The 14,036-nt window shown below is 74.8% G+C and carries 12 protein-coding genes; 1 reads left to right on the forward strand and 11 read right to left on the reverse strand.

Translation table 11 applies throughout. The features are described 5' to 3' along the window. Positions 1 to 13 precede the first annotated feature (13 nt). The 10 genes from murD to dinB all read right to left on the reverse strand — a co-directional run bounded on the left by murD (position 14) and on the right by dinB (position 12,216). Entirely contained in the window at positions 14 to 1,594 is a 1,581-nt protein-coding gene (gene murD, locus LG274_RS03385) for a UDP-N-acetylmuramoyl-L-alanine--D-glutamate ligase (RefSeq protein WP_404465993.1), read from the reverse strand. A gap of 14 nt (positions 1,595 to 1,608) precedes the next feature. Beyond that, positions 1,609 to 2,736, reverse strand: a complete 1,128-nt coding sequence (mraY, locus tag LG274_RS03390; RefSeq protein ID WP_404465416.1) for a phospho-N-acetylmuramoyl-pentapeptide-transferase — start codon at positions 2,734 to 2,736, stop codon at positions 1,609 to 1,611. Beyond that, positions 2,733 to 4,256, reverse strand: coding sequence for a UDP-N-acetylmuramoyl-tripeptide--D-alanyl-D-alanine ligase (murF, locus tag LG274_RS03395; protein WP_298985453.1), 1,524 nt, complete (start codon positions 4,254 to 4,256; stop codon positions 2,733 to 2,735). Before murF ends, mraY begins: the two co-directional genes overlap by 4 nt. Next, positions 4,253 to 5,995, reverse strand: coding sequence for a Mur ligase family protein (locus LG274_RS03400; protein WP_404465419.1), 1,743 nt, complete (start codon positions 5,993 to 5,995; stop codon positions 4,253 to 4,255). Before LG274_RS03400 ends, murF begins: the two co-directional genes overlap by 4 nt. Before the next feature lie 38 nt (positions 5,996 to 6,033). Beyond that, positions 6,034 to 7,857 (reverse strand): penicillin-binding protein 2, encoded by a 1,824-nt coding sequence (locus tag LG274_RS03405; protein ID WP_298711304.1) that lies wholly within the window; start codon positions 7,855 to 7,857, stop codon positions 6,034 to 6,036. Further along, a complete protein-coding gene (locus tag LG274_RS03410; RefSeq protein ID WP_298711307.1) occupies positions 7,857 to 8,456 on the reverse strand; it encodes a hypothetical protein in 600 nt (199 codons plus the stop codon). The genes LG274_RS03405 and LG274_RS03410 overlap by 1 nt, the downstream gene beginning before the upstream one ends. Before the next feature lie 20 nt (positions 8,457 to 8,476). Beyond that, positions 8,477 to 9,502: a 16S rRNA (cytosine(1402)-N(4))-methyltransferase RsmH gene (gene rsmH / locus LG274_RS03415; RefSeq protein WP_298711310.1), complete on the reverse strand. Its 1,026-nt coding sequence runs from the start codon at positions 9,500 to 9,502 to the stop codon at positions 8,477 to 8,479. Between the two features lie 158 nt (positions 9,503 to 9,660). Continuing rightward, entirely contained in the window at positions 9,661 to 10,092 is a 432-nt protein-coding gene (gene mraZ, locus LG274_RS03420) for a division/cell wall cluster transcriptional repressor MraZ (protein WP_248117707.1), read from the reverse strand. Between the two features lie 395 nt (positions 10,093 to 10,487). Beyond that, entirely contained in the window at positions 10,488 to 10,835 is a 348-nt protein-coding gene (locus LG274_RS03425; protein WP_404465423.1) for a DUF3040 domain-containing protein, read from the reverse strand. Between the two features lie 109 nt (positions 10,836 to 10,944). Continuing rightward, positions 10,945 to 12,216 carry a DNA polymerase IV gene (dinB, locus tag LG274_RS03430; protein ID WP_298985444.1) on the reverse strand — a complete coding sequence of 424 codons (1,272 nt, stop codon included), beginning with the start codon at positions 12,214 to 12,216 and terminating at the stop codon, positions 10,945 to 10,947. Positions 12,217 to 12,252: 36 nt separating this feature from the next. Here dinB and LG274_RS03435 point away from each other — a divergent pair, with 36 nt between their 5' ends. Then, entirely contained in the window at positions 12,253 to 13,374 is a 1,122-nt protein-coding gene (locus LG274_RS03435; protein ID WP_343281956.1) for a polyprenyl synthetase family protein, read from the forward strand. 44 nt (positions 13,375 to 13,418) lie between these two features. Here the strand turns inward: LG274_RS03435 and LG274_RS03440 are convergent, their stop codons facing one another. After that, entirely contained in the window at positions 13,419 to 13,817 is a 399-nt protein-coding gene (locus LG274_RS03440; protein WP_298985441.1) for an Rv2175c family DNA-binding protein, read from the reverse strand. Between the last annotated feature and the right edge of the window lie 219 nt (positions 13,818 to 14,036).

A 14,036-nucleotide genomic window follows, 5' to 3' on the forward strand; every position in this document is an offset into this window, starting at 1 on the left:
GTCGGTCGGGTGGTCAGGACGGGTCCGGGGCGTCGGGGCCGGGGCCCTCGCCGTTCACGTCCCAGCCGTGCTCCTGCATCAGGGCCGCGACGGAGGCGATGAAGCTGTCTCCGCGCTCGGCGTACGAGCGGAACTGGTCCATGGACGCCGCGGCCGGCGCCATGAGGACGGTGTCCCCCGGCCGGGCGAGCCTGTCCGCGAGCCGCACGGCCTCGGCCATGACGGCCGGGCCGTCCGGCGATCCGGCGCCGTCGGCGGCCGCCAGCGGCGCGTGGACGGGCACGTCCGGGGCGTGGGCCGCGAGGGCCGCGCGCAGCACGGAGGTGTCCGTGCCGAGCAGGACCACGGCGCGCAGCCGCCTCGCGTGCGTGCTCACGAGCTCGTCGAAGGTCACGCCCTTGGGCAGTCCGCCCGCGAGCCAGACGATCGAGGTGAACGCAGCCAGGGAGGCGTCGGCGGCGTGGGGGTTCGTGGCCTTGGAGTCGTTCACCCACATCACGTCGCGGGAGGTGGCCACGAGCTGGATGCGGTGCTCGCCGCGGTCGTAGCCGCGCAGGCCCTCCGCGACGGCCTCGGGGCTCACGCCCACGGCACGGGTGAGCGCGGCGGCGGCCGCGGCGTTCGCCACCGTGTGCTTCGGGGCGACGGTGCCCAGGTCGGAGCGCGCGGCGAGGGCGACGGCCTCGTGCCGGCGGTTCTCGGTGAAGGCGCGGTCCACGAGGATGCCGTCCACCATGCCCACCGTGGACAGCCCGGGGGTGCCCGTGGTGAAGGCGATCGCGCGGCAGCCCTCCTGCACGTCCGCGCGCTCCACGAGGGTGCGCGTCAGGGCGTCGGCCTCGTTGTAGACACAGGCCACGCGCGCGTTCTGATAGACCTTCCCCTTGTCCGCGGCGTAGGCCTCCAGGGAGCCGTGCCAGTCGACGTGGTCCTCGGCGAGGTTGAGCACGGCGGCGGCGGCCGGGGCGAGGCTGTGCGTCCAGTGCAGCTGGAAGCTCGAGAGCTCGAGGGCGAGGACGTCGAAGCCCTCGGGGTCGCGGACGGCGTCGAGCACGGGCGTGCCCACGTTGCCGCACGCGATCGCGCGGCGCCCGTCGGCGCGCAGGATGGCCTCGACCATCGTCACGGTGGTCGTCTTGCCGTTGGTGCCCGTGAGGCAGACCCACTCGGCGGTCGGGCGGCCGGGCCGCTCCCGCACGCGCCACGCCAGCTCGATGTCCGACCAGATCGGCAGGCCGGCGGCGTGCGCCTCCATGAGCAGCGGCTGGTCCGGGCGCCAGCCCGGGGAGGTCACGACGAGGTCCGCCGGCTCCCCGGCCACGGCGGGCAGGGAGCGGGTCGCCTCGGCGTCGAGGAGCACCTCGGAGACGCCGACGATGCGCAGGGTCTCCGCGCGGGCCTGGTTCTCCGGGCCGTCGTTGCCGTCCACCACCGTCACGACGGCGCCGAGCTCGGCCAGCGTGTCCGCCACGGAGAATCCGCTGACGCCCAGCCCGGTGACCACGACGCGCAGGCCGCGCCAGCCCGGCGCGTCCCACCCGTGCAGGGACTCCGTGCGGGGGGTGTCCGCACGGGGGCTCAGCACGAGGCCCATCCCCTCGACGACGCTCACGGGGTCACCCCGGCGAGGCCGCCCTGGGCGAGCAGCCACTCGCCGTAGAAGACGGCGAGGGCGGCGATGACGCACATCAGCGCCACGAGCCAGAACCGGACCACCACGGTGACCTCGGCCCAGCCCTTCAGCTCGAAGTGGTGCTGCAGCGGCGCCATGAGGAACACGCGCTTGCCGCCGGAGATCTTGAACCAGCCCACCTGGATGATCACGGAGAGGGTGATGGCCACCATGAGGCCGGCGAGCAGCACCACGAGGATCTCGGTGCGCGTGAAGATCGCGAAGCCGGCGAGGGCGCCGCCGAGGCCGAGGGAGCCGGTGTCGCCCATGAAGATCTTGGCCGGCGAGGTGTTCCACCACAGGAAGCCGAGCAGCGCGCCGGTGAGCACGGCGGCCAGCAGGGCGAGGTCCATGGGGTCGCGGACCTCGTAGCACCCGGGCGCTCCGCCGAGCCCGCAGTGCTGGCTCGCCTGGAACAGGGACATGAGCACGTACGCGCCGGTCGCCATGGCGGTCGCGCCCGTGGCCAGGCCGTCCAGGCCGTCCGTGAGGTTCACCGCGTTCGTGGTGGCGGTGGTGATGAGGTTGGACCAGATCACGAACAGCACCACGGCCAGCACGGGGCCGGCGAAGGCGAGGTCGAGCCACGGCACGTCGCGCACGAAGGAGACCGCGGTGGAGGCGGGGGTGAGGCCCCGCTCGTCGCGGAAGTTCAGGGCCAGCAGCGCGAACGCGGTGCCGATCAGCGCCTGCAGGATGATCTTGCCGCGCGCCGTGAGGCCGAGGGACTGCTGCTTCGTGATCTTCGTGAAGTCGTCCACGAAGCCCACGAACGCCATGCCGACGGTCAGGAACAGCAGGATCAGGCCCGACGCCGTGGGGCCGGCCATGGGGCTGCCGATCAGGGCGAGCACCGCGTGCGCGAGGAGGTAGCCGAGCACGAGAGCCCCGATGATCACGGCGCCGCCCATGGTGGGCGTGCCGCGCTTGGTCTTGTGCGTGGTGGGACCGTCGTCACGGATGAACTGGCCGTACCCCTTCCGCACGAGGAACCGGATGAACAGGGGGGTGCCGACGATCGAGAGGATCAGGCCGAGGAGGCCACCGACGAGAAGGCCGATCACGGGCGGGGCTCCTTGAGAGACGGGACGGAGGGGGAGGCGGAGGGGTCGACGTCCGCGGTCGCGAGCCGCTCGCCGAGGGCGGCTAGACCGACCCCGTTCGAGGACTTCACGAGCACGATGTCGCCGGGCTCGAGGCGCGCGGCGAGGAACGCCTCGGCCTGCGCGGCGTCGTCCACGAAGTGGGCCTCCTCGCCCCAGCTGCCCTCGTTGAGGGCGGCGAGGTAGAGGGGGCGCGCGCCGGCGCCGACCACGAGCAGCTGGGCGATGTTCAGGCGCACGACGGACTCGCCCACGAGGGTGTGCTCGCGCACGCGGGCGTCGCCCAGCTCGAGCATCTCGCCGAGGACGGCCCACGTGCGGCGCCCCGTGGAGCGGCCGAGCGTGGCCAGGGTCCGCAGGGCCGCGCGCATGGACTCGGGGTTGGCGTTGTACGCGTCGTTGATGACCGTGACGCCGTCCGCGCGGTCCGTGCGCTCCATGCGGAAGCGGCTCGTGGGGCCGAGCCCGTCGAGGACGCGGGCGATCTCGGCGGGCTCCATGCCCGCGGCGTGGGCGGCCGCGGCCGCCGCGAGCGCGTTGGAGGCGTGGTGGGCGCCCGTCAGGCCCGAGCGGACCGGGTGGCGGGGCGCGTCGAGGTCGGCGCCGACCTGGAGGTCGAACTCGGGACGCTCCTCCGCGTCCATGCGCAGGTCGCGGGCGGCCACGAGGGCGGCGGCGCGGCCCGCGGCGACGTCCTCGGCCACGGAGGCGAGGGCGTCCTCGTCGGCGGAGAACCAGGTGACGGGGGCCTGGGTGCGGGAGGCCATCGCGGCGACCTTCGGGTCGTCCCGGTTGAGGATCGCGACGCCGTCGGCGGCCAGCGCCTCGACGAGCTCGCCCTTCGTCGTGGCGATGTTCTCCACCCCGCCGAAGCTGCCCGCGTGGGCGGTGCCCACCATGAGCACCACGCCGACGTCCGGCTGCACGATGTCGCACAGGTAGGCGATGTTGCCGACGTGGTCGGCCCCCATCTCCACGATCAGGAAGCGCGTGTCCAGCTCGGCGCGGAAGGCCGTCAGCGGCACGCCGACCTCGCCGTTGAAGGATCCGACGGGGGCGACGGTGGGGCCCTGCGTGGACAGCAGGGCCGCCAGCAGGTCCTTCGTCGTGGTCTTGCCGGCCGAGCCGGTGATCCCGACGACGGTGGTCTCGGAGTGCGCGCGGATGCGGCGGATCACCTCGCGGGCGAGGGCGCCCATCGCGAGCACCGCATCCGGCACGACGATCGCGGGATGCTCCACGCCGTCGGGGGCGTGGGTGACGCGCTCGGCCAGCACCGCGGAGGCGCCGGCGGCGAGGGCCGCGTCGATGAAGTCGTGGCCGTCGGCGCTCCCCCCCGGCTTCGCGACGTAGAGCGTGCCGGCCCCCTCCACCTGCCGGGAGTCCGGGGTGGCGTGCACGAGCACGGTCTCGGGGTCGAGGGCGGCGGTGAGCGCGCCGGAGACGGCGTCGGCGATCTGGGCGGCGGTGAGAGCGATCATGACGGGTCGACCTTACCCCCGGAGGACGCCTGCGACCGGCCGGTCGCGCGCTTGGCCAGCGCGGAGCGCAGCTCGACGCGGTCGTCCAGCGGCACGGCCACGCCGTCGAAGTCCTGCTCCGTCTCGTGGCCGCGGCCGGCCACGAGGATGCCGTCCGCGTCCCCCGCGAGCTCCACGGCCCGCCGAATCGCCGCGGCGCGCGGGACGACCTCCTCCACGAGCACCGTGCGGCCCTCGGCCGCCGCACGGGAGGCCTGCTCGCGGGCACCCGCGAGCACGTCGCCGCGGATGGGCGCGGGGTCCTCCGAGTGGGGCGTGTCGTCCGTGACGATCACGACGTCGGCGTGGTCGACGGCGATCCGCCCCATGAGCGGACGCTTCGTGACGTCGCGGTCGCCCGTGGCGCCGAAGACGATGAGCGTGCGCCCCGTCCGGCCGCCGGCCGCGCGGGCGTCCGAGAGGGAGGTGAGCGCCTGGACCATGCCGTCGGGGTTGTGGGCGAAGTCCACCACGGCGTCCGGCTCGCGCCCCACGACCTCCATGCGGCCGGGGACGGCCGCGGCGAACGGGCCCTCCCCCGCCGGGACGTCCAGCACGGCCTCGAGCGCGTCCAGCTGGTCCTCCCCGACGGCGTGCAGCACCAGGAGGGCCGCGAGCGCGGCGTTGGCCGCGTTGAAGCGCCCGGGCAGGCCCACGGAGGCCCGCAGGACCCGCCCCGACGCGGCGTGGTGCAGGGTGAACCGGTGGCCGAGGCCGTCCGGCGTCAGCTCCGTGATCGCCCAGTCCGCGCGGAAGTCCGGGTCCTCCTCGGCGAGCGCGCCGGGCACGGGGGCCGCGGGGCCGAGCGCGAGCGTGGTCACAGGCGCCTGCGCGGCCCGTGCCATGGCCAGGCCCCAGCGGGGGCCCTCGCCGCCGTCGACGGTGATGACGGCGCGGTCCGTGCGGTCGGCGTCGAAGAGCCCGGCCTTGGCCGCGAAGTACTCGTCCATGGAGCCGTGCAGGTCCAGGTGGTCCTGCGTGAGGTTCGTGAAGCCGGCCACGGCGTACCGCAGCCCCGCGATGCGCCGGTAGGAGACGGCGTGCGAGGAGACCTCCATGACCGTGGTGTCCACGCCCTCCTCACGCATGAGCGCCATGAGGGCGTGCAGCTGGGTGGACTCCGGGGTGGTGAGGGTGGAGGGCACCGTGCGCTCCCCCGCGCGGGTGAGGATGGTGCCGATGATCCCGCTGCGGTGCCCGAGCGCCTCGAGCAGCGCGGCGGCGAGGAAGCTCGTGGTGGTCTTGCCGTTCGTACCCGTCACGCCCACCAGTCGGGGCCCCGCATCCAGGCCCCGGCCGTAGACCGCCGCCGCCGCCACGCCGGCGGCGGTGCGCACTGACTCCACGTCCAGGACGGGCACGGCGTCGCGACCGGCCTCGGCCAGCAGCCGCACGCCGGCGGCGTCGGTGAGAACGGCGCGGGCGCCCGCGTCGAGGGCGGCCCCCGCGAACGCGGCACCGTGGGCACGCGCACCGGGCAGGGCGATGTAGAGGTCGCCGGGGCGGACGACCCGTGAGTCGAGGGCCGCCCCCGTGAGGCCCGCGGCGGGCGCCTCGCCGTGCACGCGGGCAGGCTGCCCGGCGGTCTCGAGAGCGCTCAGGAGGGCGTCCCACGGCAGCGGGTCCACGTGCGCGGGTCGGAACGCCCCGTCCTGCTCCGCCGGGCTCAGCGGCGCCTCGGGTCCGGGCGTCTGCGTCATGGGGTGCTCCTCCGTGCTCGTCACTGTCTGTCCGCGCGTCACCACGGGCGCTCCTGCGGGTCGTCCACGAACACACGGTAGTCGTGGGGGTCCGCCCCGGTGGCGGGGACGTTGGCCTGGCGCAGCATGTGCTCCATGATCCGCGCGGCGGCCTCCGCGGCCACCTTCGAGCTGCCGCCTGCCGTGGGGCGGTGCAGGGACACCGAGACCACGAAGCGCGGGTCGTCCAGCGGCGCCACCGCCGTGAAGCCGTAGTTGTACCCGTCGTAGCGCCCGGTCTGTCCGGCGGCCTCGGCGGTGGAGGACTTGCCGCCCACGCGGTACCCGGGGATCGCGGCGGCCTTGCTCGTCCCCTGGGTGATCACCGTCTCCATCATGCGCAGCATCTCTGCCGCGGTGTCCTCGGAGACCACGCGGCGCGGCGTGCGCCCGTCCTCCCAGCGCCGCTCCGCCCCGTCCGCGTCGACGGCCGCGTCGATCAGCCGCGCGGGCATGAGCATGCCGCCGTTGGCGAGGGCCTGGTACATCTGGGCGGTGTGCAGGGTGGTCTGCGTGTAGCCCTGCCCGAAGGCCGTGACGAGGCGCTGGCGGCCGTCCCACGCGGAGGGCGGGACGAGCACGGACGTCGCGGGCGCGGGAAGGCCGAGCGGGATCGGCTGGCCGATCCCGAAGGCGCGCATCGCGTCGTACCGCTGCTGGTCCGTGAGCCGCTCCGCAATCTGGACCGTGCCCGTGTTGTACGAGCGCGCGAAGATGCCCGCCGCCGTCATGTCGAAGGTCGGGTGCCGCCCGGCGTCGCTGATCGTCTGGCCGTGGAAGTCCATCCGGTTGGGGACGGTGAAGGCGTCCTCCGGCTCGACCACGCCGGCGTCGAGGGCCGCAGCCAGCGTGAGGGCCTTGCCCGTGGACCCCGGCTCGTACGGCGTGGTGAGCGTGGTGGGCGTGCGGAAGCGGGCGTCGGTGGCGTCCGGCTCCGCCGGGTCGACCGTGGTGGAGTCGGCCATGGCCAGCACGTCGCCGGTGCGGGCGTCCATCACGACGGCGTTCGCCCACTCCGCCTGGTGCTGGGCCGCGAGGGCGCCCATCTGCTCCTGCGCAAACCACTGGGCGTCCTTGTCCAGCGTGAGGCGCAGGTCCGCACCGTCCACCGCGGGTGTCTCCTCGTACTCCGCGTTGGGGATGCGGATGCCGTCCGCGCCCACTTCGAAGGTGCGCGTGCCCTCCGTGCCGGACATGACGGCGTCCTGGCTGAGCTCGAGGCCCTCGAGGGGTTCGCCGTCGCCGCCCATGAAGCCCACGACGCTGCCGGCCACCGCCCCGTTCGGATAGGTCCGACGGTCCACCGGATCGGCCAGGACGCCGGGCACGCGGACGGCGAGCGCCCGCTCACGGACCTCGGGGGTGACGGAGCGCTTGACCACCGCGTAGGGACGGTCGCCGAGGGTGGAGCGGCGCACCTCCTCCTCGGAGAGCTCCAGCACCCCGGCGAGCTCCCGGAGCCGCTCGTCCACGCTCACCCGCTTCTCCCCGCCACTCTCCCGGTCCCACTCGTCGAAGTCCTTGACGAGGCGCTGGTCCACCACGATGTCGTAGCGGCGGACGCTGGCGGCGAGGACGTCGCCGTCGCGGTCGAGGATGGACCCGCGCTCGGGCTCGAGCGTCTGGGTGCGCAGCCTCTCGTCCATGGCCCTGGCGGCCTGGCCCGTGGGGTCCACGCCCTGCACGAAGAGGAGGCGAAGCGCGAGGGCGGCGAGGAGTCCCAACACCACCAGCAGGGCGGCTCGGGTGCGGACGGTGGGCAGTCCGGGCGCGGAGAGGACCCGAGACCCGCCGTGGGCGGGGTGGGGGGCGGAACGCGTCATCAGTCGACGGAGGGCCCCGGCTGGCCTGCGGCGGGCGCAGACGGCTCGCCGGAGGCAGGGGCGGCCGCTGCCGGGTCGGCCGCGCCGGCCCCCGTGCGCGGCGCGGGGATGCGGCCCTCGGCGTCCGCGGGGCCCGCCGCGTCAGCGCCGGCGGGCGGGGCGACGAAGGCGGCCGAGACGCTGCCGGTGCCCGCCCCGACGGCCTCGCCGGAGAACTCCCCGGTGGAGGCGTCCAGGGCCGCGGTGCCGGCGGGGGGCACCATGCCGAGGGCGTCGGCGCGCGCGGCGAGGTTCTGGGGTGCTTCGAGGTAGCCCACCTGCTCGGCCAGGCGCTCGTTGGTCTGCATCAGGGTCTGCTGCTCTGCGCGCAGCTCGAGCAGGGCGTACTGACGGTTGGAGAGCGTGATGTTGAGCACGAGGACGGCCGCGAGGGCCGCGACCAGCAGGCTCACGCAGAACACGACGAGCCCCGGTCCGGAGCGCGGCAGCGGGGCGGGGACGACGGAGAGGGGGGTGCGCGGCTCGGGGGCCCGCGGCGGGACCGCCTCGTAGGGCGAGACCGGGTGCAGCGTGGTCTCGATCCGCGCCTGTGCGCTCATGCCCAACTCCTCATACGCCGTCATTGCGGTGTCCTCGTCGCCCTGATCTTCTCAACCGCACGCACTTTCGCGGAGGAGGCGCGGCGGTTCTCAGCGATTTCCCTGGAAGTGGGCTTCTCGGTGCCGCGGGTCAGCATGCGCACCACGGGCTCGTGCTCCTCCAGGACCACGGGGAACCCGGGCGGCGCGGTCGAGGTGGCCCAGGCGCTCAGGTGCCGCTTGGCGATCCGGTCCTCGAGCGAGTGGTAGCTCATCACGACGAGGCGGCCTCCCACGGCGAGGGCGTCCAGGACGGCCGGCACGGCGGCGTCGAGGATGTCGAGCTCCTCGTTCACCGCGATCCGCAGGGCCTGGAAGGTGCGCTTGGCCGGGTGGCCGCCCTTGGCGCCGGCGGAGACGGGCACGACATCCCGGATGACGTCCACGAGGCGGCCCGTGGTCTCGATGGGGGCCTCGTCACGGGCGCGCACGATCGCCGCGGCGATCGGCCCGGCGAACCGCTCCTCGCCGTCGCGTCGGATGATGCGACGCAGCTCGTCCTCGTCCAGGTCCGCCACCAGCGTCGCGGCCGAGCGCTCTGCGGTGGTGTCCATGCGCATGTCGAGCGGCGCGTCGTAGGAGTACGCGAAGCCCCGCTCCCGGTCGTCCAGCTGGTAGGAGGAGACGCCGAGGTCGTAGAGGGCCGCGTCCACGCGCCTCACGCCGGCGGCATCCATGGCCTCGGGCACCTCGTCGTAGGTGCCGTGGTGGGGGACGAGGCGCTCTGCGAGCTCCCCGAGGCGCTCCTGCGCCATGCGCAGGGCGTGGGGGTCGCGGTCGATCCCGATCACGCGCAGCGTGGGAAAACGGCGGAGCAGGGCCTGCGTGTGCCCGCCCATGCCCAGCGTGCCGTCGATCGCGACGGGGACGCGCCCGGCGCCGACGGCGGCCTGGACGGCGGGGGCGAGCAGGTCGACCACACGGTCGCGCATGACGGGGACGTGGCGGTCCTCGGGGCGGGGGGCGGAATCCGCGGAGCGGTCCGAGAGGGGGGCGTCGGCGTCCATGGGCGACCTCCTGCTCCTGCTCTCATCCATCGGGTGGGACATGGTCCCTCGGGCGGGATCCCCATCCGTCCGTCGCCGTGCCTGGCCCAGGGGAAGGCGGGTCAGGTGCGGCGACGTCGGGTGGAGGTCTCACGCGGGGGAAGTCGGTGAGTCGGTGGTCAGAACACGCCGGGGAGGACGTCCTCGTCGGTCTCGGAGAACGCGGCCTCCTGCTCCGCCAGGTACTCGTTCCAGGACGCGGTGTCCCAGATCTCGACCCGGGTCCCCGCGCCGATCACGGTCACGTCCCGGTCCAGCCCCGCGTACTGGCGCAGCGGAGCGGGCACGGTCACGCGGCCCTGCTTGTCCGGGACCTCGTCCGACGCTCCCGAGAGGAAGACGCGGATGTAGTCACGGGCTTGGCGGGAGGACAGCGGAGCCGCCCTCATCTGCTCGTGGACCCTCTCGAACTCACGGGCGCTGAAGACGTAGAGGCACCGCTCCTGCCCGCGCGTCAGGACGAGTCCCTCGGACAGCTCCTCACGGAACTTCGCGGGGAGGATCAGCCGGAACTTCTCGTCGAGCCGGGGGGTGTAGGTCCCGAGGAACATGGCACCCCCCTGACTCGCCGAGTGGTCCCTCCCGACCAGAGTCGGGACCACTGCTCTCTCCTGTGCTCCACTTTACCCCACTTTCCCCCACCGACAACCCCCTCCTCCCACCGCGTCGGCGCGGCGTTTCCCGTCGGCCCGATGACGCCGCTCACCTCCGCGGAATCCCGCGGTCGTCGGCGGGTGGGGGGCGGTGGAGAGCCGCCCACTCCGGGACACGCCGATGAGCCCCAGGACGCCGCCGGCCCCGATCCCGGGGCGGGATCGGGGCCGATGGAGGGCCGAGGAGGCGGTGGAGGAGGAAAGTGGAGGGGTCTGGTGGAGGAGAGTGGGGACGGGGCGGCGCGAGGACGGACCGGATCTCCCGCACCGGCGGGCTCAGCGCGCCGGTGCGGTCACGGCTCGCGGCGCCGGCGCTCGTCCCAGCGCTGCTCGAGGCGGGACATGAACTCGCCCCGCCCGGCGTCCGGGGTCGGACGCCCGGAGCGCCCGGGGCGGGCGGCCTGGGCCGGCCTCCGTGCCGTGAGCACCAGGATCCCGGCGCCCAGCAGGAGCGTTCCCAGCACGCCGACGAGGAGGAGGTGGGTGGACACGCCCGCCAGGATGACGAGCAGGCCGACGACGCCGAGCACCGCCCCCAGCACGATGCGACGCACCGGGAGGGCGGGTCGCGACGTCTCCGCGAGCTGGGTGGCGAGGCGTGGGTCCTCGTCGTTGAGCTGGCGCTCCAGCTGGTCCAGCATGCGCTGTTCGTGCTCCGAGAGAGGCACTCCCGCTCCTTCGATCACAGGCGTCGTCCGTGAGGCCGCGGACGCGGGCGCACGGGGGCGCCGGGTCAGACCAGGATAGTGCTCACCGGACGGGCGTGCCAGGAGCCCCGCGCGAGTCCGGCCGCGGGGCCGGCAGCAGCGACGCCGGACGGACGGCCGCCCCCGGGAAGCGCCGGGCGACGGCGTCGGCGGCGGTCTCGGCCTCCGTCCAGGCCGACGACGAGGCCGCCGGCTCCTCACCCTCGGCGGGGAAGAGCGCGTCCTGCTCGAGGACGGGCTCCCCCGCTGCCGTCAGGCGCTCGGCCCGCAGTCCCACGAGACGGACGGGGTGACGGCGTTCTGCCAGCAGCTCGTCGGCCAGCCGCCGGCCCGCGGCCACGAGGTCGTGGGCGGCCGCGCTCGGCCTCGGCAGCCGTGCGGTGCGGGCGCGCACCAGGCCGCGAGGGTCCTTCAGGCGCACCGTCACCCCCGCGGCCTCCACGCCGTCGGCGCGCAGCCGCGCCGCGACCCGGTGGCCGAGACGCAGCAGCTCGAGGGCCACCGCCTCCCCGTCGGTGGGGTCGACGTCGAAGGTGTGGTCGGCGCCCACCGTGCGCGCCGCCGCGCGCGGGGCCACCGGGCGGGGATCACGGCCGCGGGCGAGCTCGGACCAGGCCGCGCCGGCGGCGCCGAACCACCCGCGCAGCCGCTCGGGGTCGGTCCGCGCGAGGTCGCCGATCGTGGCGATCCCCCGGGTCTCGAGCCGTCCCGCCATCACCGGGCCCACGCCCCACAGGTGCCCCACGGGCCGGGGGTGGAGGAAGGCGAGGGTGCGCTCGGGCGGGACGATCAGCAGCCCGTCCGGCTTCGCGGCGGTGGAGGCCATCTTCGCCACGAACTTCACGGCGGCCCCGCCCACCGTGCAGGGCAGGCCCAGCTCGTCCGCGACCCGACGGCGGATGAGCCGGGCGATGCGCTCGGGCGGTCCCAGCCGCCGTCGGGCGCCGGCCACGTCCAGGAACGCCTCGTCCACGCTGAGCTGCTCCATCACCGGGGTGACGCTCCCCAGCAGCGCCATGACCTCCGCCGAGACCGCACGGTAGACGTCCTGCCGCGGGGCCACCACCGCGAGCGGGGGGCACAGCGCCTTGGCGTGGGCGAGCGGCATGGCGGAGCGGACGCCGTACGCGCGCGCCTCGTACGAGGCGGAGAGGACGACGGAGCGCCCGATCGGGGACGCGACGGCCGCGGGCAGGCCCCGGAGCCCGGGCCGCTCCCGCACCTCCACGGACAGGAAGAAGGCGTCCATGTCCACGTGCAGGATCGAGGCCTCCCGCACGGGTGCGGCGGCGGCATCGGACGGGCGTGCGGGCATGGGTCGAGCCTAGTGACCGGCGGCTAGGGTGTGGGCATGCCCGACGCCGCGACCCTGAGCCCCTCCCCCGCCGACGCGCCCTCGCCGGACACCCACCGCGCCGCCGTCGCGGCCCGGCTCGAGGAGATCCTGGACCGACGGCGGGACGACGCGCGGGCGATCCACCCCGGGGCCGTGCCGGTGGTGGACGCCATCGCCCGGCTCACCTCGGGCGGCAAGCGCCTGCGCGCCGTGCTGTGCTGGCTGGGCTGGCGCGCCGCCGGCGCGGACCCGGCTGACCCGCGCATCGTGACGGCAGGGGCCGCCTTCGAGCTCTTCCAGGCGGCGGCGCTCATCCACGACGACATCCTGGACCGCTCGGACACGCGCCGCGGCATGCCCAGCGTGCACCGGCACTTCGAGGCGACGCACCGCGCGGCGGGATGGCGTCACGAGGCGGAGCACTTCGGCGTCTCCGCGGCCATCCTGGCCGGCGACGTGTGCCTGGCCCTGAGCGACGAGGCGTTCGCCGAGGCGATCGCCGGCTCGCCGCGGGCGGGCCGGGCTCGTGCGGAGATGGAGCGGATGCGCTTCGAGGTGATGGCCGGCCAGTACCTGGACGTCCTCGCGGAGATGACGCCCCCGGACCCGGATCCCGCCGAGGCCGTGCGTTCCGCGGCCACCGTCGTGGAGTTCAAGTCGGCCCGCTACTCGGCCGTGCACCCCCTCGCCCTGGGCGCACTGCTCGCCGGGGCCGAGGACGCCCTCCTGGAGGCGTTCGCGGCGGTCTCGCTGCCGTTCGGCCTGGCCTTCCAGTATCACGACGACCTGCTGGGCGTCTTCGGCGACCCTGCCCTCACGGGCAAGCCGAGTGGAGACGACCTGCGGGAGGGCAAGCGGACGGTCCTGATCGCGCGGGCCGCGGCGCTCCTCGACCCCGCCGAGGCGGAGGCCCTGGACGCCGACCTGGGCGACGCCGACCTCGCGGACGACCGGGTGGCCCACTGGCAGCGCCGCCTGGAGGAGTGCGGCGCGCGCGCCGCGGTGGCGGCCGACGTCGACCGGCTCTCCGCCGAGGCGACCGCGGGGGTCGCCGCCTGGGAGGGGCTGGGCGTGGAGGACGCGGTCTGCTCTGCGGTGAGCGGGCTGATCGACGCGTTCACCCGCCGCTCCGCCTGAGGTGGGGCGCGCGCGGCACCACGGGAGGGCTCACCCGGCCGACGTCACCAGGCGAGTGCCTGCGCGCGCCGCCGCACCTCGGTCTTGTGTCCGCCGCGCAGCGCGTCGATCGGGCGGCCAGGGAGGGACTCGTCCGGTGTGAAGAGCCAGCGCAGGGCCTCGGCGTCGCTGTACCCGGCGTCCTGCAGGAGCACGAGCGTGCCGCGCAGGGAGTCGAGGATCCCCTCCTCGTCGAGGAAGAGCGCCGGGACGGCGCGCACCGCGGGATCGGGACGACGGACGGCGATGAGGCGGCGGTCCTTCACGAGGGAGTGCACGCGCGTCACCACGACGTCGAGCCGCTCGGCGACGTCGGGCAGCGCGAGCCACTCGCCCACGAGGGCATCGAGCTCGGCGGGGATGGCGTCGGCGGGGACGCGGGAGTCTGAGGAAGGAATGGTCACGCGTCAAGGGTACGCGCGGCCGCGGGACGCCTCCGGGCCCCCGTGACGGTGAATACAGGGTGAACTGCGAGTGACAATTGACGTCCGAGCTGCACAGAAATTCCTCAGCAATGGGGAATAGGAGATCAGATCACGTTCCGATAACATCGACGAGGTCGCACGGCACGACGGGGAGGGCTCACGCTCCCCCACTCCGCCCGACTGCTGGGGAACCCCCGG

This window comes from Micrococcus antarcticus, from assembly GCF_044872765.1.
In the GTDB taxonomy this organism is placed as follows: Bacteria; Actinomycetota; Actinomycetes; order Actinomycetales; family Micrococcaceae; genus Micrococcus.